This is a genomic window from Phyllobacterium zundukense (assembly GCF_025452195.1).
GTDB lineage: Bacteria > Pseudomonadota > Alphaproteobacteria > Rhizobiales > Rhizobiaceae > Phyllobacterium > Phyllobacterium zundukense_A.
The window spans coordinates 2,653,364-2,676,028 of record NZ_CP104973.1 but is presented as its reverse complement, the minus strand read 5'-3'; the positions used below and the strand labels follow the sequence as shown (position 1 = coordinate 2,676,028).

The window sequence follows — 22,665 nt, the reverse complement described above, 5'->3', positions numbered from 1 at the left end:
CGCCCCAGCTTGCATGACCTATTGTTAGGCAATCATGCCGTATCCAGCCCGAAACCCTGCATGAGCCGCCTTGTCGAGAAATCCGGATTGCCCGAGGTGAAGATGGCGATGTCGTCACCATGTTCGGGCTCGGCACCGGTGCCGTTCGGCTTGAGCAGTGACAGCGCCCGGCGGGCTATCGCCTCGGCCGGGTCGAGCCAGTCCACCGGCCAGGGTGCAAGGCGCCGGAAGACATTGGCGAGAAAGGGATAATGCGTGCAGGCAAGGACGACGATATCGGTACGGTCGCCGCCATTCTCATAGAAGCACGGCGCGATTTCCTTGGCGATGGCTTCGTCATCGATGTGGTCGCCGCGAATATGCGCTTCGGCCATGGCAGCCAGATTCTGGCTGCCGACAAGGCGCACATGGCACTTCGTGGCGAAAGACTGGATGAGATCGCGCGTATAGGCGCGCTTGACGGTGCCCGGTGTCGCCAGCACGCTGACGAAGCCCGACGAGGTGCGCTCGGCGGCCGGCTTGATCGCGGGAACGGTGCCGACGAACGGTACAGCCGGATAGGCCTTGCGAAGATCATCGAGTACCAGCGTCGAGGCCGTATTGCAGGCGATGATCGCAATCTCCGGGTTGTGCTCGGCGATGAGGCCCGCGAACATGTCGACGATGCGGGAACACAGGGCGCCCTCCTCCCATTCCCCATAGGGGAACCCGGCATCATCGGCGATATAGACGAACCGCCGGTCCGGCATCAGCACCCTCGCCTCGCGCAAAACGGTCAGGCCGCCAATCCCGCTGTCGAAGACGATGATTGGCCGGTCCGCTGCTGCTTCACTCATCGCTCGGCATATCCCCGCTGATTTTCTTCGCCGGTGGTTTCTCGCGCTTGCGCCCTTCCGGCGCACCGGAGCCGCGCGGAGTCTTGGGACTGAAATAATCGAGCGAGACAAGAACGCCGCGCAGGAGTTTCAGTTCGGAATCGGAAAAGCCTGCCCGTGTGAGTACGCCGCGCAGATTGTTGACCATGATCTCCTTGCGCGCCATCGGCCGGAAATAACCGCGCGCCTGCAAGGCGTCTTCGAGGTGGTTGAAAAAGCCCTGCAACTGTTCCTTTGGCGCGGGCTCAAGTTCGGGACCACGAAAAGCCGTGTCGGTATGCTTCTCCAGACCTGACTTCATCCACTCATAGGACATGAGCAAAACCGCCTGTGCAATGTTCAGCGACGAGAACGCCGGATTGACCGGAAAGGTCACGAGCTCATCCGCAAGGCTGACTTCGTCATTATTGAGGCCGAAGCGCTCCCGCCCAAAAAGAATGCCGGTCTTCTCGCCATTGTTGAAGCGTTGGCGCAGGGCCTGGCCTGCCTCGACAGGGCCGCGCACCTGCTTGAAGGCATCACGCTCGCGCGCCGTGGTCGCATAGACGAAATGCAAATCCTTGATCGCCGATGGCAGGTCATCGAAGACCTGCGCCGCATCGATGATATGATCGGCACGGCTCGCGGCAGAACGCGCCTTGTCGTTGGGGAATTCCTCGCGCGGCTTGACCAGGCGCAGCTCCGCCAGACCGAAATTTGCCATCGCCCGCGCCACCATGCCGATATTCTCCGGCAGTTGCGGTTCCACCAGAATGATCGCCGGGCCCTCGGCAATCAGGGCGCGCTGTCTGTCTGTACCGGCCATTTTTTTATCCTTGAACTCTTTTGGTGTCCTCATAGCCCGCGTCTTTTTGATGGGCAATGGCGCTGTGCGTGGTTCGACAAGCTCACCATGAGGGAGGTAGGCGATTTGCAGGGGAGCCAAGTGTCTTCTAACCACTGGCTATGCGGCAGCGGCCTTGGGCATGCAATCAATCCAACTCCCTCATGGTGAGCCCCGTCGAACCACGCACAGCAGCATTGCCAGCGATAAAGGCTCGTATCTTGAATATTCTGAAAGTTTATTCCAAACCACCACAGCCTCGCTTTGCGTTCTGCAATCGCGGTGCTATAGGGGCGCGAACCCTCACTTTAATCCCATGCTGACACTCCCAGACGCAGCAAAAAAGAGGCTGACACTCCATGGCAAAGATCAAGGTTGCAAATCCGGTCGTCGAGCTTGATGGCGACGAGATGACTCGCATCATCTGGCAATATATCAAGGAAAAGCTGATCCATCCTTACCTCGACATCGACCTGAAATATTACGACCTCGGGATCGAGCACCGCGATGCCACCAACGATCAGGTGACGATCGATGCAGCCAATGCGATCAAGCAATATGGCGTCGGCGTCAAATGCGCGACAATCACCCCGGACGAACAGCGCGTTGAGGAATTCGGCCTGAAGAAGATGTGGAAGTCGCCCAACGGCACGATCCGCAACATTCTCGGCGGCGTCATCTTCCGCGAGCCGATCATTGCAAAGAATGTTCCCCGCCTGGTTCCAGGCTGGACGCAGCCAATTATCGTCGGTCGTCATGCCTTCGGCGACCAGTACCGCGCCACTGATTTCAAGTTCCCCGGCAAGGGCAAGCTGTCAATCAAGTTCGTCGGCGACGATGGCGAGACCATCGAACACGAAGTCTATGATGCGCCGGGCGCCGGCGTTGCGATGGCCATGTACAATCTGGACGACTCGATCCGCGATTTCGCCCACGCCTCGTTCAACTATGCCTATAATCGTGGCGTGCCCTGCTATCTGTCGACCAAGAACACCATCCTCAAGGCCTATGACGGCCGCTTCAAGGATATCTTCCAGGAAGTGTTCGACGCCGAATTCAAGGACAAGTTCGCATCAAAGAAGATCACCTATGAACATCGCCTGATCGATGACATGGTGGCTTCGGCTCTGAAATGGTCCGGCGGCTATGTCTGGGCCTGCAAGAACTATGACGGCGACGTGCAGTCCGACATCGTGGCGCAGGGCTTTGGCTCGCTCGGCCTGATGACCTCCGTGCTGATGACGCCGGACGGCCAGACCGTTGAAGCGGAGGCCGCACACGGCACCGTGACCCGCCACTACCGCCAGCACCAGAAGGGCGAAGAGACCTCGACCAACTCCATCGCCTCGATCTTCGCCTGGACGCGCGGCCTTGCGCACCGCGCCAAGCTCGACGGCAATGCGGAGCTCGAGCGCTTCAGTCATACCTTAGAAAAAGTTTGCGTGGATACGGTTGAAGCCGGCTACATGACCAAGGATCTGGCGCTGCTGATCGGCCCGGATCAGCCCTGGCTGTCGACCACAGGCTTCCTCGACAAGATCAACGAAAACCTGTCGAAAGCCATGGCGGCCTGATCCGGCACGTGATGCATAGAAAAAAGCCCCGGTTCGCCGGGGCTTTTTTATGAAGTAAAATGCGCAAATATACGACAGCATTGTTGACATAATAACGAATTTGCGGTCGGGTGCTTCACCAAATTGCGGAGGATTGAAATGAGCGACTGGGATGCCCGGTATTCGGCACGCACCGGCAAGATGCGCGCTTCGGAAGTTCGTGAGCTGTTGAAGCTGCTGGATCAGCCGGACATCATCTCGTTCGCTGGCGGCATTCCTGATCCGGCGCTGTTTCCAAAAGATGCGATCAAGGACGCCTATAGCGCAGTGCTGCACGAGAATGCGGACGCAGCGCTGCAATATTCGGTGAGCGAAGGCTACAAGCCGCTACGGCAATGGCTGGTACATCACATGGCAACGCTCGGTGTTGCCTGCACGATCGACAACATCATCATCACCACCGGATCGCAACAGGCTCTCGACTATCTCGGCAAGCTGTTCATTTCGCCGGGTGACACGATCCTCACCACATGGCCGACCTATCTCGGCGCGCTGCAGGCGTTCAATGCCTATGAGCCGCACTATGATCGCCTGATCCCCGAGGGCGGCAACATGACGCCTGACGCCTACAAGGCCAACGCGCGGGCGGCGGGAGGCCAGGTGAAACTCGCCTATCTCACCAGCGATTTTTCCAACCCGACCGGCGAAACAATAGGCCGCAGCGATCGCATGAAGCTGGTCGAACTGGCGCATGAACTCGATATTCCGCTGATCGAGGATGCCGCCTATCGCGCCCTGCGCTACGAGGGAGACAGTGCGCCCTCATTGCTGGCGCTGGATATCGAGCGCGAAGGCCATATCGACCGGACACGCGTCCTCTATTCCGGCAGCTTCTCGAAAACGCTGACACCCGGCTTGCGTGTAGGCTGGATCCGCGCGGCACAACCGGTCATCAGCAAGCTGGTCCTGATCAAGCAGGCGGCGGACCTGCACAGCCCGACCATCAACCAGATGGTCATCCACCACGTGGCGGAGCGCCATTTTGATGCGCAGGTGGAGAAAGCCAGAACGCACTACCGGCAACGGCGCGATCACATGCTCAACGCCCTGGCACGATATATGCCGGACGGCGTAACATGGACAAAGCCGGAAGGCGGCAGGTTCGTCTGGATGACGCTGCCGGACCATATGGATGGAGCGGCGCTGCTGGCCCGTTCGATCGAGCAGACCCGCGTGGCTTTCGTACCGGGTGCGGCTTTTCATGCCGATGGCACCGGCAGAAACACGATAAGGCTGAACTTCTCCCTGCCCGACGCCGAAGCGATCGATACAGGCATGCAGCGGCTTGGCGGACTGATCAGAAGCGAAGTGGATCCCCTGCGCAAATAGCCCCCGCGGAGCGGCAAAGATTTACTGGATCGCAAGTCCTCTGTTCCTGCGGTATGATGAACCGTCACGGCACATCGAACAGAGGGGACTGAAACGATGACGACGCAGCATTTCTTTTTCCGCTTGATCCCGCCGCGCCCGAACTTCGCCGACGATATGGACGACGACGAACAGGAATTGATGCGCCAGCATGTGACCTATGTCAGCGAATATTTCGAAGAGGGAACCGTTCTCGCCTATGGCCCGGTGCAGGACCCGGACGGCTGGTTCGGCATCGTTCTCCTCGAAGTGCTGAGCCATGATGAAGCAATACAATTCGCCGAGAACGACCCAACAGTGATGGCGGGACTGAACCGCTACAGCATTGCGCCGATGCATATCGCGGCAGCGCGAGGGTTTCGCGCCGGCTAATCCAGGGTCAGGACCTGTTCACGTGGACGCAACTCTCCCGATTTCGCATCCAATTCCAAAGCCAGATCCGGATAGGGCTTCGGAGGCGGCTCTATCATCTGAACCGCTGACGCAGCGGGCGCGAGCTGTTTTTTGAGCTTCAGCACCGCGCCAAAAGCTTGCGCCGATACCTTCCCATTGATCCTTCGCAGCTTGCCTACCAACGCGAAAGCAAAACCGTTTTGCGCCGCTGCCAGAAAATCGGTCTCGTTTACCAGGACAAGCCCTGTCTCCTCAATCATGCACGGCGCCTGGAAGCAAATCGCCTTTTGCGACACACCTTTGCTGTAGTCGAGCTGCTTGCCAAAGCTCCAAGCTTCAACAAAAGAGGCCTTGCCATAGCTAGCGAAGCGGGTCTCGAAGCCATATCCCGATTTCATCGAATAGAACGGTCTGATCTGCAAAAATTCAAAAATCGCGTAATAGGCGGTAACAACTGGTCCGTAAGCTATCTGATCACCCACGTGTACGTCTTTGACAATTGCCGATTGCGTGATGCATGAACAAAGTGCAATCGCAAGCGCCGGCAGAACAAAGATGCGCCTCACCGAGCCAATCTCCCAAGCATTAATAAGCAACAACCCGCCGTTTGACGCGGCACAAAAAATCGTCATCATTGGACAAATAATTACCAGCTAACCGAAGCACTCCTCTCCGCAACGCGCTTTCAGGTCAAGATTAATTTATGCAAATTATGAAATAATATAAAAAAGTATATCTAAATAAACTATTTCACCACCAACATAATACAGCCAATACAGGCGAAAACAATAATTTATAACTAGACACTTAGTCGTAATCACCAATCTATTACCAATAACAACTTGAGATAGATTCCAGCCGCGCGATACACGCGGCTGGATTGAAGCAACTATCCGGCCAATGCTTCGCGCACGGCAGACACGGCTTCCTCGGCCCTGGAGCCATCCGGACCGCCGGCCTGTGCCATGTCGGGACGGCCGCCGCCGCCTGCCCCGCCGAGTGCAGCCGAGGCAATGCGGACGAGATCGACGGCGCTGAACTTGCCGACGAGATCGTCGGTAACACCGACGACAGCACTGGCCTTGCCATCATCCGATACGCCAATGAAGGTGACAACGCCGGAGCCGACTGTCTTCTTTGCATCGTCTGCAAGCGGCTTAAGGTCACGTGGATTGACGCCGCTGACCACCTTGCCGATGAAGCAGACGCCGTTGACGGTTTCGGACTGTGCGCCGCCCGAAGCCGGGCCGGCCAAAGCCAGCTGTTTGCGCGCTTCGGTCAGTTCGCGTTCGAGTTTGCGGCGCTCGTCCATCAGCGCCGAGACACGCGACAACGCGTCGGCGGGTGCAGATTTCAGCACGCCGGCGATTGCCTTGACCCGTTCATCCTGCTCTTCGAGGTAGCGGCGGGCCGCCTCGCCGGTCAGAGCCTCAAGGCGGCGGACGCCCGCAGCGACTGCCCCTTCGGAGACAACACGGATCAAGCCGATATCACCCGTGGCGCGCACATGCGTACCGCCACAAAGCTCGGTCGAATAGCTCTTGCCGGCCTTTTCGCCGTGCAGCGCCGTGCCCATGGAAACCACGCGCACCTCATCGCCATATTTTTCACCGAACAGCGCCATCGCACCCTCGGCAATGGCGTCGTCCACGGCCATCAAACGCGTGGTGACCGGCGCATTCTGCAGGACGATCTCATTGGCGAGATCCTCGATGACAGCAAGCTCCTTGTCCGAAATCGGCTTCGGATGCGAAAAGTCGAAACGCAGCCGGTCGGGCGCGACAAGCGAACCCTTTTGCGCGACATGGGTGCCAAGCGTTTCACGCAGCGCCTCATGCAACAGATGCGTCGCCGAATGGTTGGAACGGATGCGGGTACGGCGCGCATGATCCACCGTGAGCTCGACCGGCACATCCACCTTCACCGTCCCTTTGGTGACGGTGCCGATATGAACGAAAACGCCATCGTTCTTCTTCTGCGTGTCGGTGACGGTCACTGTGAAGCCTTCGCCGGAGATGGTGCCGGTATCGCCCTGCTGGCCGCCGGATTCACCATAGAACGGCGTCTGGTTGACGACGACGGACACGGCGTCGCCCTCGCTGGCGCTGTCTACAACCGCGCCATTCTGCACCAGCGCAGTGATGATGCCCTCCGCCTTCTCGGTCTCATAACCAAGAAACTCGGTCGCTCCGACCTTGTCACGCACGGAGAACCAGACGGTCTCCGTTGCCGCGTCGCCCGAACCGGACCAGTGGGCGCGCGCCTCGGCCTTCTGCCGCTCCATGGCGGCGGAAAAGCCTTCCGTATCGACGGAAATGCCGCGCTGGCGGAGCGCATCCTGTGTGAGGTCGAGCGGGAAGCCGAAGGTATCGTAGAGCTTGAATGCTGTTTCGCCGTCGAGGCTGTCGCCATCGCTTAAGGTTTCCGTTGCTTCGCCGAGCAGGCCAAGGCCGCGTTCGAGCGTCTTGCGGAAACGGGTTTCCTCGAGCTTCAGCGTCTCGGAGATCAACGATTCCGCGCGGATGAGCTCGGGATAGGCCTGGCCCATCTCGCGAACCAGCGCCGGAAGCAGGCGATACATCAACGGCTCCCGGGCGCCAAGCAGCTGCGCGTGACGCATGGCGCGGCGCATGATGCGGCGCAGCACATAGCCGCGACCTTCATTGGAAGGCAGGACGCCATCGGCAATGAGGAAGCTCGACGAACGCAGATGATCGGCAATAACACGGTGGCTGGCGCGGAACGGTCCTTCAGCCTTGACGCCGGTCGCCTCTTCCGAGGCGTGGATCAGCGTCTGGAACAGATCGATATCGTAATTGTCGTGCTTGCCCTGCAAAACCGCGGCAAGGCGCTCCAGCCCCATGCCGGTGTCGATCGACGGACGCGGCAGATCGATGCGCTGTTCCTTCGTCACCTGTTCAAACTGCATGAAGACGAGATTCCAGATCTCGATAAAGCGGTCGCCATCCTCATCGGCACTGCCGGGAGGACCGCCCCAGATATCCGCGCCGTGATCATAGAAGATTTCCGAGCACGGCCCGCAAGGACCGGTATCGCCCATCGCCCAGAAATTATCGCTGGTAGCGATGCGGATGATGCGCTCTTCAGGAAGACCGGCGATCTTCTTCCAAAGGTCAAAAGCCACGTCGTCCGTGTGATAGACGGTGACAGTGAGCTTGTCTGCGGGAAGGCCGAACTCCTTGGTGATCAGGTTCCAGGCAAGCGAGATCGCCTCCTCCTTGAAATAGTCGCCAAAGGAGAAGTTGCCTAGCATCTCGAAAAACGTGTGATGGCGGGCGGTATAGCCGACATTGTCGAGGTCATTGTGCTTGCCGCCGGCGCGGACGCACTTCTGCGAGGTCGTGGCGCGGCTGTACGGGCGCTGTTCAATGCCGGTGAAAACATTCTTGAACTGGACCATACCGGCGTTGGTGAACATCAGCGTCGGATCATTGCGCGGGACAAGCGGGCTCGACGCCACGATCTCATGGCCATTCTTCTTGAAATAGTTCAGAAATGTCGACCGGATCTCGTTGACGCCACTCATCTTACTGCCTTCTGACCTGCTATTGCCCGAAATGGAATTGGCCCCTTCCTATGATAAAGGGGCAGAACGCACCGCTTGTAGCGACAGGGCTGCTGCCTGTCCAGAAAATCCCTGATGTTCAGCTCAACCTCCCTCATGCTGAGCCTGTCGAAGCACGCACAACCGCCATGCGTGCTTCGACAGGCTCAGCATGAGGGAGGGAAGCAGTTTGGCACCAGCCTAGCAGCAACTCAGTACTGGCTGGCATCATAGAAAAACAAAACCCGCAGCCAGATCTTGGATGCGGGTTTGTCGTCGCTGTGACCGGATAGAGCCCTAAGCGATAATCGGCGATCAGCCCTCGGCGGCGTCCGGACCATCGTCCTCGATGTCGTCCGGCCCCTTGTCGAGCATCTGCTCGGCGATGAGACCGGCATTCTGGCGCAGCACCAGTTCGATCTCGTTGGCGATTTCCGGATTTTCCTTGAGGAACAGTTTCGCATTGTCGCGACCCTGGCCAAGACGCTGCGAATTGTAGGAGAACCAGGAACCGGATTTCTCCACGATACCGGCCTTGACGCCGAGATCGACCAGCTCGCCCGTCTTGGAAACGCCTTCGCCATACATGATGTCGAATTCGACCTGCTTGAAGGGCGGAGCCAGCTTGTTCTTGACGACCTTGACGCGGGTCTGGTTGCCGACAACCTCATCGCGCTCCTTCAGCGACCCGATCCGGCGGATATCGAGACGAACGGACGCATAGAATTTCAGCGCATTGCCGCCTGTGGTGGTCTCGGGCGAGCCGAACATGACGCCAATCTTCATGCGGATCTGGTTGATGAAGATGACCATGCAGTTGGAGCGGGAAATGGAAGCGGTGAGCTTGCGCAGTGCCTGACTCATCAGGCGCGCCTGCAGACCCGGCAGACTGTCACCCATCTCGCCTTCGATTTCAGCGCGGGGCGTCAGCGCAGCGACCGAATCGACGACCAGAACATCGATTGCGCCGGAGCGCACCAGCGTATCGGTGATCTCCAGAGCCTGTTCGCCGGTATCCGGCTGCGAAATCAGGAGGTTTTCGAGGTCAACGCCAAGCTTGCGGGCATAGACAGGATCAAGTGCGTGCTCGGCATCGACAAAGGCGCAAATGCCACCCTTCTTCTGGGCTTCGGCGATCGTATGCAGGGCAAGCGTCGTCTTGCCGGAGCTTTCCGGCCCATAGATCTCGACGATGCGGCCTTTCGGCAATCCGCCGACGCCAAGAGCAATATCCAGCGACAGCGAGCCGGTCGAAACCGTTTCGATTTCAACCACCTGCTCATTGCGTCCAAGCCGCATGATCGAGCCCTTACCAAAGGCCCTCTCGATCTGAGACAATGCCGCATCCAGCGCTTTCGTTTTATCCACCGAATTACCCTCAACCAACCGCAATGAATTTTGAGCCATGTTACACTACCCCTGTGTTGTGCATGAAGTCCGGAATGTTCCTGTATCTGAATTTATTTGTATCTGTTTTGTTCTTGTTTGGCAACAGGCATAAACTCTTGTAAAACAACAATAATCAAAAAATGTTCGCAAAATGTTCTCATCGGGGCGCGACGTTCTGTACACGTCTCTCGACGTGGCTTTCGTAGCATCTTCGACTGAACCAAGGCTCGCCCTTTCGAATCGCTGTCATGATTGCACCGCAGCCTCCGGCGTTCTAGAGAGGAGCGCTGGCGTTCATGCCCACAACTTGAAGTTTTATCCGGATAGACAATCAACCATGATCCAAGCCACCAAGCCGTTGCTCTTCGCTGTCGGCGGCGCTCATCTCGACCGGCGCGGCCAGAGCCTCGTGCCGTTCGTGCCCGGCGCATCCAATCCCGGAATCATGCGCGAGGAACCGGGCGGCGGCGTCTTCAATGCGCTGCGCCTCGCGGTTCAGCGCGGGATCGCCGCCGAGATTCTTTCGGTGCGCGGTGGTGACCGGATCGGGGAAATGGTTGCCGCAGCCATCGAAACAGCGGGCATTCATGACGGCTCGGTGGTCTTCATGGACCGCGCGACACCGAGCTATACGGCTATCCTTGACGAGCACGGCGATGTGGTCGCGGGTATCGCGGACATGGGACTTTATGAGCTCGCCTTGCCGCGGCAATTGCGACGGCGCAAGGTGCGCGATTCGATCGCCATTGCCGATGCGGTGTTCTGCGATGCCAACCTTCCCTCGGATGCGTTGCAGCGGCTGGCAAGTCTCGCAGGCGAGCGGCCGCTGTTTGCGCTGGCGATTTCGCCGGCAAAGGTGTCTCGTCTCGAACCGATATTCAGTAACCTCACCTGCCTGTTCATGAACCGCCGCGAAGCGCTGGCACTGACCGGGCTCGGTCCCGACGCCGGACTAAAGGACCTCTATAAGGCGTTGCAGGCCGAGGGTCTCAAGAGCGCTGTGATCAGCAATGGTGGTGAGGCCGCCCTCGCCTTTTGCGGCAACGACGTGTTCACTATCCATCCGCCCGCCGTCGATGAAATCGCCGATGTCACCGGCGCGGGCGATGCGCTGGCTGGGGGCATGATCGCCGCGCTGATGCGGGGTCTCGCTTTTGATGAAGCTCTACGCGAGGGACTGGCAGCGTCGATGCTGACGCTGAAAGTTCACTCCGCCAGCGCCAGGTTCACACGGCAGGAATTCGACAGTGCACTTGCACAGATACCGGCTGCTCTCGCCTAAAAAGGAATATGATGATGACCAAAGCTTTGAACCCATTCATGGACGTTGCCCCCGCGGTTCAGGACGCGCTTGTAGCGGGCAAACCCGTCGTTGCACTCGAAAGCACCATCATCACCCATGGGATGCCCTACCCGGACAACAGCCGCATGGCGGCCGACGTCGAAGCTATCATCATTGCGGAAGGCGCGGTTCCAGCGACTATAGCCATCGTCGACGGGCGTTTGAAGATCGGTCTTTCTGCGCAAGAGCGCGAGGCGCTGGCGCAGGTCAAGGGCGCGATGAAACTCTCGCGTGCGGATCTGGCGTTTGCGCTGTCGGAAGGGCGTACCGGGGGGACCACCGTTGCCGCGACGATGCTCGCCGCCCACCTCGCGGGGATCAAGGTTTTCGCCACTGGCGGCATTGGCGGCGTGCACAAGGGCGCCGAGCAGAGTTTCGATATCTCAGCTGATCTGGAAGAGCTAGGCCGCACGCCAGTCATCGTCGTTTCGGCCGGCGCCAAAGCGATTCTCGATATCGAGAAAACGCTGGAAGTGCTTGAAACCAAAGGCGTTCCGGTCGTGGTCTATGGCGCGGACGTGCTACCCGCTTTCTGGTCACGGCAATCCCCGATCAAGGCACCGCTGCGGCTCGATACGCCGGATGCCATTGCAAAGTTTCAGGCCGCGCGGGATGCCATCGGCGTTGTCGGCGGCATGCTGATTACCAATCCCATCCCCGCGGCAAATGAAATCCCCGCGGAAATCATGGGCGGGTACATTAAAGAAGCGATTGCCCGCGCCACAAAAAAAGGCGTCACCGGCAAGGCAGTGACGCCGTTTCTTCTCTCGGAACTTCTCGACATCACCAAGGGTGAGAGCCTTAAAGCGAACATTGCTCTCGTCGAGAACAATGCGCGCCTTGCCGCGAAGATCGCGGTATCGCTAACCGCTACTCGGTAAGCGGCGAAATCTGGATCTCGACGCGGCGATTCTGCGCGCGGCCGGCTTCGGTGGCGTTGGTCGCGACGGGCTGCGTCGGACCATAACCTTGAACGTCGAAGCGACGGTTGTCGATGCCCTGCTGTGTCAGATAATTGGCAACGGACAGAGCGCGGCGTTCCGATAGCAGCTGGTTATGCTGCAGGCTGCCAGTGGAATCCGTGTGACCGGCGACATCGACGATGGTGCGGTCGAACTTGCGCAGGACGATAGCGACAGAACCTAGCGTGGAGAAGAATTCCGGCTTCACCTGATCCTGATCTGTGTTGAAGGTGATGTTGGACGGCATGTTGAGGATGATCCGGTCGCCATTGCGCGTCACCGACACACCGGTGCCCTGCAACTGTGCGCGCAGTTCCGACTCCTGACGATCCATGTAATTGCCGATCGCGCCACCGCTGAGCGCGCCGATACCCGCGCCGATCAGCGCTGCATTGCGCCCGGACTTGCCACCGCCGCCAATCGCCAGACCCGTCAACGCGCCGACAGCCGTGCCGATCATGGCACCACCGGCCGTGTTCGACATTTTCTGCTGGCCCGTATAGGGGTCGGTCGTGGTGCAGCCCGCAAGAAAGGTCGCGGCAAGGCAGCCGATGGCAAATCTCTTCATCATGGAATCAGGTCCCCGGTTGGATGTGGCAGGGAATATACGAGTGATTCGGGCAAAAGAAGGGTAAAGAAGGCGGCGGGCGGCGGGCCGATTGGAATTCGTCGAGCCTTTTCCAAAACCGCCATTTCAGCCACTGGATTGATTTGCCTCATATACCGGCAAGAGACGAAATTTTGTTCTGGGATTGGCCCGTAAGGGGACGTTTATTCGTTGCCCAAATTGTAGGCTAACTGCTAGTGATTTAGGCAAACACCCAAGCGTCACCTCTAGCTGCCGGGTCAATCCCAACAGACGGATAGTTTCACCATGCTTTGGAGCACCCTCAAGCGCTTCATCCCTGCGGTTGCGCCGGTCAGCAAGTATGAGCGCTTCAGAGCGTGCATTGGTGCACTTGTCGGCATCATGGTGACGGGGACTGTCAGTAAACTTGCGCTGGGTCCAGAGGTTAACCTTCCTCTGCTGATTGCTCCTATGGGCGCATCGGCTGTGCTGCTCTTTGCTGCGCCAACAAGTCCGCTGGCGCAGCCATGGTCAATACTGGGCGGCAATATGCTGTCCGCATTTGTCGGCGTTTCATTCGCGCTTCTTGTGCCGGATCCGATCATTGCGTCGGCATTGGCCGTGTCGGTCGCCATTGGCCTGATGCTGGCGCTGGGTTGTCTGCATCCCCCAAGCGGGGCAGTTGCGTTGACCGCCGTGTTGGGCGGACCAGTGTTGCAGGCGGAGGGATACGGCTTCGTCTTCTGGCCAGTCGGGCTTAATTCCCTGTTGTTGCTGGCGTCAGCGCTGGTTTTCAACAATTTGGCAGGGCGCCGTTATCCCCATCTTGCGCCGGGCCCTCAAGTCAACATCCACGCTACGGCGGACTTGCCCCCGACGGCTCGCCTGGGATTTGTCCCCAGCGATCTGCAGGACGTGCTGGCCCAATATGACGAGATCGTCAATGTCAGCCCGGACGAGCTCGATGCGCTGCTGCATAGGGCGCAGATCCGCGCCTATGAGAGGCGCTCCGGCGAGATCACCTGCGGGCAGATCATGTCGAAGGATGTCGCAACCGTGCGCCCCGAGACGGCGTTGCGCGACGCCTGGAGGCTCCTCCTCAATCACCGTATCAAGGCGCTTCCGGTGACCTCACCGGATGGCGAACTGCTCGGTATCATCACCCAGACAGACTTCATGCGGGCATCGCTTCTGGCCGATGACGGCCGCCTCCATCTTGGCTGGCGCGTGCGCGTCGGGAACCGGTTCCGATTGGCGCGCCAGTCCAAGCATACGGTGGCCGATATAATGACACGCCGGGTCCAGTCGGCCTTGCCGGAAACCATGATCGCCAAGCTCGTGCCGCCGATGGCCGACATGGGCCTGCACCACATGCCGGTGGTCGATGCAAACAACCGCGTCGTTGGCATCGTCACACAGTCAGACCTGATTGCCGCGCTGTTTCAGGAAAGGCAGACCAGCTCCGTAGAAATCCAGGCCACGAAACTGACCAATGACGAGCAGGCGGCTTAGCTCCTCATATTGGCAATGGTTCGCCCGACTGTTCCTTGACCATGTACTCCGCATACCAGTCCGGCCAGCCCTCATCATACTCACCACCGGTCCGCTTCTCGTGCTCGCCATGCGCAGCCCCTGCACGGCGTAGTGCCGCCGCGAGCTCTTTCGACGAGGTGAAGATCGTATCGGTCGCATCCACGCGCCCGGGCAATCGCGCCGTAACCTCCTGGAACAGCCAGCCATTCCCATCGGGATCGCTGAACGACGCGAATGAGCGATAGGTGCCTCGTTCGGGATGCAGCCCTCCAGTCCGGACTCGTCCAAACAAATAGGGCTCGTCCGGACCCGTATAAACGTCACCCGCAGGGTGAAACGCGTCGCTGACCGTCACGCCCCGTTCGATAAGCTCCTTGCGGGCAGCCTCGATGTCGGAAACGATCAGGTAAAGCCCTTGGGCCGAGCCAGGCGCTGCAGCGGTGACATTTTTGCCGAAGATGACGGAGCACCCGGAACCCGGCGGCGTAAATTGCATCACGCGAAAATCGGTGCCGACAAAATCGGCGTCCAGCCTCCAGCCGAGGTTGGCATAGAACTCCTTCGAGCGGTCCGGGTCTGAAACCGGGATGACGACAATCTCGAGTTTCATATCGGCCGTTCGCGCTTGATTTGTCTCAGTCATGGCATGGTCCTCCTCGATGCCTGTTGAAAGGATGGTGCGCTGTTCGCGCAGTGTTTCTATAGATCTACTGGCGCAGCGGCTTGAAAGCCGCCCTAAGATCGGCAGTGATGTACTCCGGCTGTTCCCACGCTGCGAAGTGGCCGCCCTTGTCGTGCTTGGTGTAAAATATCAGTTTCGGATACGCCTTTTCGGCCCAACTTCGCGGAGCCTGGTAGAGCTCGTCAGGAAAGGCGCTTACCGCCACCGGTATGGTGAGGTGCTTCGGGGCGAAAAAGGGAAGCTTGCTTTCCCAATAAAGGCGGGCGGAAGAGACCGCAGTATTCGTCAACCAGTAGAGCGTGATGTTGTCGACGATGTCATCTCTTGTAAGGCCTTCGGGTACACCGTCAAAGACACGTGCGATCAGTGCGTAACTCGCTGCGTCGTGGTCCAGCATCCAGGCGGCGAGGCCGACGGGCGAGTCCTCGATCGCGTATAACGTTTGCGGGCGGTTACCCATCTCCTGGGCGTAAGCCAGGCCGTGTTTATAGAAAAAGTCGAGCTGCTCGTAGGCATGTTTCTCGTCGGCAGACAGGCCCGGCGGCGGTGGGCCTCCGGAACTCAGCGCCTGTGCAATATCGTCTGGCACAGTGGCCGGCATGTTGGTGTGAATGCCGAGTAAACCCGGAGGCGTCTGCAGGGCCATCTGCTCCGTGACTGCATTTCCCCAATCGCCGCCCTGGGCAACATAACGGGAGTAGCCGAGGCGCTTCATCAGCACGATCCACGCGCTTGCGATGCGGACAGGATCCCAGCCGGTAACGGTGGGCACTCCTGAAAAACCGTAGCCGGGCAGCGATGGGATCACGACGTCGAAAGAGTCCTCGACCTGTCCGCCGTTTGCCGTCGGATCGGTGAGCGGTCCGATGACCTTCAACTGCTCGATAATCGAGCCTGGCCAACCATGCGTAATGATTATGGGAAGCGCATTGGGATTCTTCGAACGAACGTGGATGAAATGAATATCCACCCCGTCGATATTTGTCATGAATTGCGGCAAGGCGTTGAGCTTCGCTTCCATCTTGCGCCAGTCGTAGTCGGTCGCCCAATATTGTGCGAGTTTCTGGATTGTCGCGAGCTGCACGCCTTGCGACGTATCCGCGACAGTTTCTTTTTTGGGCCATTTCGTTGCGGCGACGCGTCTGCGCAGATCGGTAATTTGCTCGTCCGAAAAATGTGCGCTGAACGGGCGGATTTCTTCAGTTGCGGCGGCCCGCGCCGGGGAAGCTGAAATAAGGCCCGCGACACCTGTGCCGATAGCTGACATGGCGAGCAATGAACCGCCCGTCAACAGGATGTCACGCCTGCTCGGATCTGGATTTTCTGCCATTGTCGTCCTCCATTGGCCAGGCCAAAAACAGAGGACATGCTGCTGCGGGGAACGTTGCGCCCGTAACATCTCGTGTGCTCTGCGGATATGGTCCTGCGAAAGTGCACGCCGTGATGCTGAACTAGGACTGGGCGGCGTAAGCTGACAATGATCGGTCCGGATATGGTCAGGGGCAAGTACGTAACGGTAACATCCGGGCTCTTGTATTGATGACGGCCGCACACCGGCCGTCATCGTGTGGTATAGTCAAGCCGATCAGACAGACTGAGGAATGCGCGCTATTACCTTGATTTCAAAGTCGAAGCCGGCCAGCCAGTTCACGCCCACCGCAGTCCAGTTCGGGTAGGGTTGCTCACCGATCACCTTCAGGCGAACTGTGTTGACTGCCTCAAACTGCGTGGCAGGGTCCGTGTGGAAAGTGGTCACGTCCACCACGTCATCGAACGTGCAGCCAGCAGCCTTCAGCACGGCGGCGAGATTGTCGAAGGCAAGCTGCACCTGCTTTTCGAAGACCGGTTCTGGCGAGCCGTCCTCGCGGCTGCCAACCTGCCCCGAGACGAACAGAAGGTCGCCCGAGCGGATCGCTGCCGAATATCGATTGATCTCATAGAGTGCCTGCCGGCCGGCAGGGAAAATGGCATCGCGTTTTGTCATTGGTTGTTCCTGTTAGAATTAAAGCAGATCATCCCCGACGCGGGGATGAAAGAGCGTTCGTACGGGTTTCCAGCCGTTGCGCTTTACTGTCCGGGCGCGATCATTGATATACGTCCCGTATGTAAACATATATTTGCATACGCACCGTATGTCAATAACACGGGAGATGACAGTGGTCGCGAGACGACATGCGCAGATGATGGAAGAAACCCGGGCCAAGCTCATTCAAGCCGCCCGCAAGCTTTCGAGGCCAACGGCTACGCCGTCGATGGACGATCTGACCGCCAAAGCTGGCCCGACGCGAGGTGCGCTCGACAAGAAGGGCTTGCTGCAGGCCGTTATCGACCAGATCGGCTGTCGATGCTTTCCAATATCTCGCCGCCGGTTTGCTGCAAAAAGAGCACTGACGCACGCTCGGGTATGGACATGGATTCTGAAATACCGTCCTATAGCTCATTGAGTTATGGTCCTAACGAGAATGACTTCTCGGGATGACCATCCGACATCATGTGAACCAGACTTACCGGGAGGGTATACGGTGGCATTTAATAGACGCGTTGTTTTAGGCATGGCGATTGGTTCGGCGATCGCATCGGCATTACCGGCTTCAGCACAAACATTCCCGGATCGCGCGGTCACCCTCGTAGTGCCATTTGCGGCGGGTGGCTCGACCGATCTCGTTGCCCGTCTCGTCGCAGCAAACATGTCAAAGACGCTCGGACAGCAGGTAATCGTCGAGAATGTCGGGGGCGCCGGCGGAAACCTCGGAGCTGCCCAGGTGGCCAGAGCGGAGCCCGACGGTTACACCATCCTGATGGGAACGGTCGCAACCCATGCATTGAACCCGCTGATGCTGAAAGCGAAACCCTACGATCCCGTCGCTGATTTTGCACCGATTTCGCTTCTGGTATTGGTACCCAACGTCCTGGTTATCAACCCGCAGCTGCCAGTCAACAGCGTCAAGGAACTCGTTCAGCTGCTCAAGGACAACCCCGACAAATATTCCTATGCTTCGTCCGGAAACGGCACTCCGCTGCATTTATCCGGCGAACTTTTCAAAAGCATGGCCGGGGTCTCCATGGAACATATCCCGTACAAGGGCGCGGGACCGGCTTTGAACGATCTGCTTGGCAATCAGGTGTCGATCATGTTCGACAATTTGCCGTCGTCTTCGGCACACATAAAGGCCGGATCGCTTAAGGCCCTCGGTGTCACGACGAAGGATCGAGCTCCTTCCTTCCCCGATGTACCAACAGTCGCGGAGGCCGTGCCGGGCTATGAGACATATACCTGGAATGCATTGTTTGCGCCCGCCGGGACCCCACCCGAGGTTGTGGCTCGCCTCAATGAAGCCGCCAATACCGCGCTGAAAGACCCCGCCGTCGTTTCGCGCATGAATGACTTCAGTGCGACGATTGTGGGTTCCACGCCAGACGGGCTTGCGACACACGTCAAGGCAGAGATCCAGAAATGGGAGCCTGTGGTGAAGAGCACGGGCGTGACAATGGATTGATGCGGCGTGGATGTGCCGGAGCGGGGGGAAGTATCCCTCCGTTCAAACATGGCGCATAAGCCGGCTCGGACTAGCGCGCTGCTAATATCAACACCACAAGACCAATACCAACAGAAATGATCGCACCGAAATACAAGGTCAGCGACAATATCTGTGCCTTGACCGCAGCGACAAGATCGGACTTTGTAGCCGGTTCATCCATAATGAAATCCCTCGGAAGCTGGTTGGCCAGCCATGACTTCTCACAATTATTTCAATAATATCAATTCGACTTTTGACTCATTTTCGGAAGTTCTTTCAAAATATTTGAGCATCGCCGCCACCTGAATTCATTTGCGCCGGAGCTGTCTATCAAACATGCTCAGCGCCATTCGAAATCTTGAAAGGCGAGCATCATGACCGACAGTTCACAAGCACCAGTTGCAATCATCACCGGTGGAGGAGCCGGCATGGGTGCCGCCATCGCACGCGAATTGCACGAGCGCGGCTATCGTCTCGGATTGATGTCGCCGTCGGGCAGCGCGGTCGAGCTCGCCGCCGAGCTTGGCGGCGTCGGTGTCAAGGGCTCTGCTGGCGAGGCAAAAGATCTGGAGGCGCTGGTTGGAAAGACCGTCGAGGCCTATGGCCGCGTCGATGCTGTGGTCAATCATACCGGCCATCCGCCGAAGGGCGATCTCCTCGATATCACCGATGAAAAATGGGCGATCGGCAATGACCTGATGGTGTTGAGCGTGGTGCGCATGGCACGGCTGGCGACGCCCTATATGCTGAAGCAGGGCAAGGGCGCATGGGTGAATATCACGACATTTGCCTCCTTCGAGCCAAGCCTTGTCTTTCCGGTGTCGTGCGCCTATCGCGCGGCCGTCGGCGCCTATACCAAGCTCTACTCTGACCGCTATGGCGCCGACAATATCCGAATGAATGCACTTCTGCCCGGGTACATCGACAGTCTCGATCACAAACCCGGAACCGAAGACAAGGTACCCATGAAGCGGCTTGGGACGATGGCGGAAATTGCCAAGACAACCGCCTTCCTGCTGTCGGACGATGCAGGCTATATCACCGGCCAGAACATACGGATCGATGGCGGCGTCACACGGCATGTTTAGGAAAGACTGACACCGAATGTCTCGCGCAAATGTCTCTGGCCATTCGGCGTCACCGACACCGCGCGGGTTCCTTCCAGCCGCCTGATCCAGCCATTGTTGAAGCAGTGGCTGCACAGTGCCGCGCCGATTGCGCCGGCAAGATGCGGGCGACGCTCGCTCCAGTCGAGGCACGGCCGGCACAGGATGCGGCCGCGCTTGGCGGTCAACGCTTCGATATCGATGCCGGTGCGGGCGAATAGCGCAAGCCCGCTATCCGTCACCTCGCCTGCATCGAGGCCAAGATCGAGATGGCCGGCATCGATCAGCGCATCTGTGATTGAAACGCCGAGATGCCCGGCGAGATGATCGTAGCAGGTGCGCCCTGCCCTGAGCGCCGCATCGCGTGGGCCGGTGCGCAGCGGCCTGGCGGTGACTTCCGGTGCGGCGAGCCGCATGATGCTTTCGATCATCTGGGCCACAGCCGGCGAAGCCAGCCGGTGATAACGATGGCGGCCCTGCTTTTCCACCGCGAGAAGCCCCGCCTCGGTCATTTTCGTCAGGTGGCTGCTGCCGGTCTGCGCGGTGATGCCGGCGAGTTGCGCGAGTTCCGATGCGGTCAGCGCGCGGCCATCCATGAGCCCGTTGAGCATGCTCGCACGACCTGGATCGCCCGCAAGCGCGGCTATTTCGGCAAATCTCGCATTGTTCGACATGGTGGTTTCCGTGTTTGTTGGCTGATCAAGACTGATCCAGCACAGACGATGATGCTTCGAAAACGATCGAAGTATCAAGCGCTCATTGGCGGCTATACCCATGGTCAACGCGAACGAAGGAGTGCCCGAAATGACCATCACCTGTTTCATCAAATATGAAATCGATCCCTATCAGAACGACGCTTTCGAGGAATATGCGCGCAACTGGAACGAAGCGATACCGCGTTGCGGCGCAGATCTCATCGGCTATTATGCGCCGCATGAAGGCTCGGCCACGCTGGCCTACGGCGTTTACAACATCGAGAACCTGGCGGCCTACGAAGCCTATCGCGCGCGGCTTATGGCTGACCCGCTGGGCCGGGCCAACTACGAATTTTCGAGGGAAAAGCGCTTTATCCGGCGCGAGGACCGTACATTCCTGCGCCTTGTGACGGGAACAAATGAGGGATTGCTTAAATGATTGCGGTGATTTTCGAGGTGGAGCCCGCGGAAGGCCGCGGCAAGGATTATTTCGACCGGGCAGCAGACCTGAAGCCCTTGCTGGAAACGATGGACGGCTTTATTTCCGTGGAGCGGTTTCGCAGCCTTGCCAATGAGAACCGCTATCTCTCCCTTTCGTTCTGGCGCGATGAAGCGTCAGTGGCGGCTTGGCGCCAGACCGAGGAACATCGCCTGGCTCAACGTGACGGCCGCGCCGGGATCTTTGCCGACTACAGGCTGCGGATTGCGTCCGTTATACGTGATTATGGGCTGCGCGCCCGTGACGAAGCTCCGCTTGATGCGCGAATGTACCATCACGCTTGAATCCGGTGATTGCGCTGGGCACAAGCCGGTCCGGGACCACGCATGTAGTGGCGCTCTGGCCGGTAACTCGGAGCAATGAATTCTCGCACGACGCGGAGCGTATCGCGTAGCTGGATAATCATGGTCATCATTTTTGGTCTCTTGGTTTTGGCATATCGGGCGAGGCCGGTAGCGATCAATTAGCTAAAATTTAATGCATAAAGATGAACGCCTCCTGAACGGCGTTGGTTAAAATCACATGAATTCATATAAAATTAGCCTTAACCAGTTGGGCAAAAAGATCTTTTGGCGATGGGAAAAGGGCGGAAATTCGCCTTTTTCCCTTCAATAATGCCCCTGAAATGTCGTGGAATCGCGTGGATTTCTACGAGAATCGAATCAAGCGTTCCCGATCAATATGCCCGTTGCCAGCACAAGTCCGCCGCCGAGTACGACCTGGATCGCGGCACGGAAGAATGGCGTCTCCATGAAGCGGTGCTGGATATAGGCGATGGCCCAGAGCTCGATGAAAACGACGATCGCGGCGATTGTCGTGGCCGTCCAGAAATCCGAAATGAGATAGGGCAGCGCGTGACCAAGGCCACCGATGGCCGTCATCAGGCCATTGGCGAGGCCGCGCTTCAAGGGTGAGCCCCTCCCGGATAACTTTCCGTCGTCATGGGCAGCTTCCGTGAAGCCCATGGAAATGCCAGCGCCAAGCGAAGCAGACAGGCCGACAAGAAACGTCTGCCACGTGTCCTGGGTGGCGAAGGCAGCCGCAAAAATCGGTGCCAGGGTCGAGACCGAACCATCCATAAGTCCGGCAAGGCCTGGCTGGATATAGGTCAGGATCAGCTGTCGCCGTTCGGTCTGTTTCTCGACCTCCTGCACGTCGTCGGGCGTGTGCTTGACGCCGAGCCGGTGGGCCAGCGATTCATGCGCCTTCTCGGCGATGGCAAGGTCGCCCAAGAGCTTGCGTGTAGACGCATCCCGTACAAGTTTCAGCGCCTCGGTATAAAAGCGGTAGGCCTGTTCCTCCATTTTCTCGGCCATTTCCCGCACCTTCTCTATACCGAGCGGGCGAACCAGCCAGTCGGGCTTGCGCTCGAGATAGCCGCGCACGTGCTCCCTGCGGATGAGTGGTATCTGGTTGCCAAAACGCTCCTGGTGCAGGTCGATCAATGCCTGGCGATGACGATTTTCCTCTTCTGCCATCTCATCGAAAACCTTGGCGCTTTGCGGAAAACCCTCGCGCAGCCCATCCGCGTAGGCGAGATAGATGCGCGCGTCATCTTCTTCCGACGAAATAGCCAGAGCCAGCAATTGCTGTTCGGAAAGGGATTCAAGAGCGTGGCGGCGATGACCGAAAAAACGGCTGAGCATGGCGTGATCCTAAATTAGAATAGTTCTAAACTATAGATTCAAAGCCCTGTGTTCAAGGTGTAATCAGGTTCTTTTCACGATCCATGGA

Annotated in this window: 24 protein-coding genes; 11 read left to right on the top strand and 13 right to left on the bottom strand. The window is 58.4% G+C overall.

The features are described 5' to 3' along the window. Nucleotides 1-32 precede the first annotated feature (32 nt). Nucleotides 33-836, bottom strand: coding sequence for a glutamate racemase (gene murI, locus N8E88_RS25480; protein WP_262293023.1), 804 nt, complete (start codon nt 834-836; stop codon nt 33-35). Beyond that, nucleotides 829-1,680: an RNA methyltransferase gene (locus tag N8E88_RS25475; RefSeq protein WP_262293022.1), complete on the bottom strand. Its 852-nt coding sequence runs from the start codon at nt 1,678-1,680 to the stop codon at nt 829-831. Before N8E88_RS25475 ends, murI begins: the two co-directional genes overlap by 8 nt. A 377-nt stretch (nt 1,681-2,057) precedes the next feature. Here N8E88_RS25475 and N8E88_RS25470 point away from each other — a divergent pair, with 377 nt between their 5' ends. The 3 genes from N8E88_RS25470 (at nt 2,058) to N8E88_RS25460 (ending at nt 5,051) form a co-directional block, all read left to right on the top strand. Then, nucleotides 2,058-3,272, top strand: coding sequence for an NADP-dependent isocitrate dehydrogenase (locus N8E88_RS25470; RefSeq protein ID WP_262293021.1), 1,215 nt, complete (start codon nt 2,058-2,060; stop codon nt 3,270-3,272). A 138-nt stretch (nt 3,273-3,410) separates the two neighbouring features. Continuing rightward, nucleotides 3,411-4,640, top strand: coding sequence for an aminotransferase-like domain-containing protein (locus tag N8E88_RS25465; RefSeq protein ID WP_262293020.1), 1,230 nt, complete (start codon nt 3,411-3,413; stop codon nt 4,638-4,640). 96 nt (nt 4,641-4,736) lie between these two features. Continuing rightward, a complete protein-coding gene (locus N8E88_RS25460; protein WP_262293019.1) occupies nt 4,737-5,051 on the top strand; it encodes a YciI family protein in 315 nt (104 codons plus the stop codon). Here the strand turns inward: N8E88_RS25460 and N8E88_RS25455 are convergent. From N8E88_RS25455 to recA, 3 genes are all read right to left on the bottom strand, one after another. Next, nucleotides 5,048-5,638, bottom strand: coding sequence for a hypothetical protein (locus tag N8E88_RS25455; RefSeq protein ID WP_262293018.1), 591 nt, complete (start codon nt 5,636-5,638; stop codon nt 5,048-5,050). The two genes, N8E88_RS25460 and N8E88_RS25455, sit on opposite strands and share 4 nt — an antisense overlap. 323 nt (nt 5,639-5,961) lie before the next feature. Continuing rightward, entirely contained in the window at nt 5,962-8,619 is a 2,658-nt protein-coding gene (gene alaS / locus N8E88_RS25450; protein WP_262293017.1) for an alanine--tRNA ligase, read from the bottom strand. A 333-nt stretch (nt 8,620-8,952) separates the two neighbouring features. Then, nucleotides 8,953-10,044: a recombinase RecA gene (gene recA / locus N8E88_RS25445; RefSeq protein ID WP_262293016.1), complete on the bottom strand. Its 1,092-nt coding sequence runs from the start codon at nt 10,042-10,044 to the stop codon at nt 8,953-8,955. A gap of 319 nt (nt 10,045-10,363) precedes the next feature. Here recA and N8E88_RS25440 point away from each other — a divergent pair, with 319 nt between their 5' ends. Both N8E88_RS25440 and N8E88_RS25435 read left to right on the top strand, forming a co-directional pair. Next, on the top strand, nt 10,364-11,308 hold the full coding sequence (locus tag N8E88_RS25440) for a carbohydrate kinase family protein (RefSeq protein WP_262293015.1): 945 nt from the start codon (nt 10,364-10,366) through the stop codon (nt 11,306-11,308). An 11-nt stretch (nt 11,309-11,319) separates the two neighbouring features. Next, nucleotides 11,320-12,249, top strand: a complete 930-nt coding sequence (locus tag N8E88_RS25435; protein ID WP_262295622.1) for a pseudouridine-5'-phosphate glycosidase — start codon at nt 11,320-11,322, stop codon at nt 12,247-12,249. On the opposite strand, the gene N8E88_RS25430 is transcribed toward N8E88_RS25435, so the two are convergent. After that, nucleotides 12,239-12,901 (bottom strand): YiaD family glycine zipper/OmpA-like lipoprotein, encoded by a 663-nt coding sequence (locus N8E88_RS25430; protein WP_262293014.1) that lies wholly within the window; start codon nt 12,899-12,901, stop codon nt 12,239-12,241. The two genes, N8E88_RS25435 and N8E88_RS25430, sit on opposite strands and share 11 nt — an antisense overlap. Nucleotides 12,902-13,204: 303 nt before the next feature. Between N8E88_RS25430 and N8E88_RS25425 the strand changes: the two genes are divergently transcribed. Further along, complete coding sequence (locus N8E88_RS25425; RefSeq protein ID WP_262293013.1) at nt 13,205-14,410, top strand: HPP family protein; 1,206 nt, start codon at nt 13,205-13,207, stop codon at nt 14,408-14,410. A gap of 4 nt (nt 14,411-14,414) precedes the next feature. Here N8E88_RS25425 and N8E88_RS25420 read toward each other — a convergent pair whose 3' ends face one another. The 3 genes from N8E88_RS25420 to N8E88_RS25410 form a co-directional block, all read right to left on the bottom strand. Continuing rightward, the gene (locus tag N8E88_RS25420) at nt 14,415-15,074 is read right to left on the bottom strand and encodes a VOC family protein (RefSeq protein ID WP_262293012.1); all 660 of its coding nucleotides are present in this window, start codon (nt 15,072-15,074) and stop codon (nt 14,415-14,417) included. Between the two features lie 64 nt (nt 15,075-15,138). Next, nucleotides 15,139-16,443 carry an epoxide hydrolase family protein gene (locus N8E88_RS25415; protein WP_262293011.1) on the bottom strand — a complete coding sequence of 435 codons (1,305 nt, stop codon included), beginning with the start codon at nt 16,441-16,443 and terminating at the stop codon, nt 15,139-15,141. A gap of 255 nt (nt 16,444-16,698) precedes the next feature. Beyond that, nucleotides 16,699-17,097 (bottom strand): RidA family protein, encoded by a 399-nt coding sequence (locus tag N8E88_RS25410; RefSeq protein WP_262293010.1) that lies wholly within the window; start codon nt 17,095-17,097, stop codon nt 16,699-16,701. 172 nt (nt 17,098-17,269) lie between these two features. Between N8E88_RS25410 and N8E88_RS31910 the strand changes: the two genes are divergently transcribed. Further along, nucleotides 17,270-17,557: a hypothetical protein gene (locus tag N8E88_RS31910; protein ID WP_410010614.1), complete on the top strand. Its 288-nt coding sequence runs from the start codon at nt 17,270-17,272 to the stop codon at nt 17,555-17,557. A 108-nt stretch (nt 17,558-17,665) separates the two neighbouring features. Continuing rightward, entirely contained in the window at nt 17,666-18,610 is a 945-nt protein-coding gene (locus N8E88_RS25400) for a Bug family tripartite tricarboxylate transporter substrate binding protein (RefSeq protein ID WP_262295621.1), read from the top strand. A 70-nt stretch (nt 18,611-18,680) separates the two neighbouring features. Here the strand turns inward: N8E88_RS25400 and N8E88_RS25395 are convergent, their stop codons facing one another. Further along, nucleotides 18,681-18,812 (bottom strand): hypothetical protein, encoded by a 132-nt coding sequence (locus tag N8E88_RS25395; protein WP_262293009.1) that lies wholly within the window; start codon nt 18,810-18,812, stop codon nt 18,681-18,683. A 193-nt stretch (nt 18,813-19,005) separates the two neighbouring features. Here N8E88_RS25395 and N8E88_RS25390 point away from each other — a divergent pair, with 193 nt between their 5' ends. Then, nucleotides 19,006-19,719 (top strand): SDR family oxidoreductase, encoded by a 714-nt coding sequence (locus N8E88_RS25390; protein ID WP_262293008.1) that lies wholly within the window; start codon nt 19,006-19,008, stop codon nt 19,717-19,719. On the opposite strand, the gene N8E88_RS25385 is transcribed toward N8E88_RS25390, so the two are convergent. Further along, nucleotides 19,716-20,411, bottom strand: a complete 696-nt coding sequence (locus N8E88_RS25385) for an ArsR/SmtB family transcription factor (RefSeq protein WP_262293007.1) — start codon at nt 20,409-20,411, stop codon at nt 19,716-19,718. The two genes, N8E88_RS25390 and N8E88_RS25385, sit on opposite strands and share 4 nt — an antisense overlap. A 130-nt stretch (nt 20,412-20,541) precedes the next feature. On the opposite strand from N8E88_RS25385, the gene N8E88_RS25380 reads away from it, so the two are divergent. Both N8E88_RS25380 and N8E88_RS25375 read left to right on the top strand, forming a co-directional pair. After that, nucleotides 20,542-20,871: an NIPSNAP family protein gene (locus N8E88_RS25380; protein ID WP_262293006.1), complete on the top strand. Its 330-nt coding sequence runs from the start codon at nt 20,542-20,544 to the stop codon at nt 20,869-20,871. Next, nucleotides 20,868-21,215 carry an antibiotic biosynthesis monooxygenase family protein gene (locus tag N8E88_RS25375; protein WP_262293005.1) on the top strand — a complete coding sequence of 116 codons (348 nt, stop codon included), beginning with the start codon at nt 20,868-20,870 and terminating at the stop codon, nt 21,213-21,215. Before N8E88_RS25380 ends, N8E88_RS25375 begins: the two co-directional genes overlap by 4 nt. Here N8E88_RS25375 and N8E88_RS25370 read toward each other — a convergent pair. After that, nucleotides 21,206-21,346 (bottom strand): hypothetical protein, encoded by a 141-nt coding sequence (locus N8E88_RS25370; protein ID WP_262295727.1) that lies wholly within the window; start codon nt 21,344-21,346, stop codon nt 21,206-21,208. The genes N8E88_RS25375 and N8E88_RS25370 overlap by 10 nt on opposite strands. A 247-nt stretch (nt 21,347-21,593) precedes the next feature. Next, the gene (gene mbfA, locus N8E88_RS25365; RefSeq protein ID WP_262293004.1) at nt 21,594-22,577 is read right to left on the bottom strand and encodes an iron exporter MbfA; all 984 of its coding nucleotides are present in this window, start codon (nt 22,575-22,577) and stop codon (nt 21,594-21,596) included. Between the last annotated feature and the right edge of the window lie 88 nt (nt 22,578-22,665).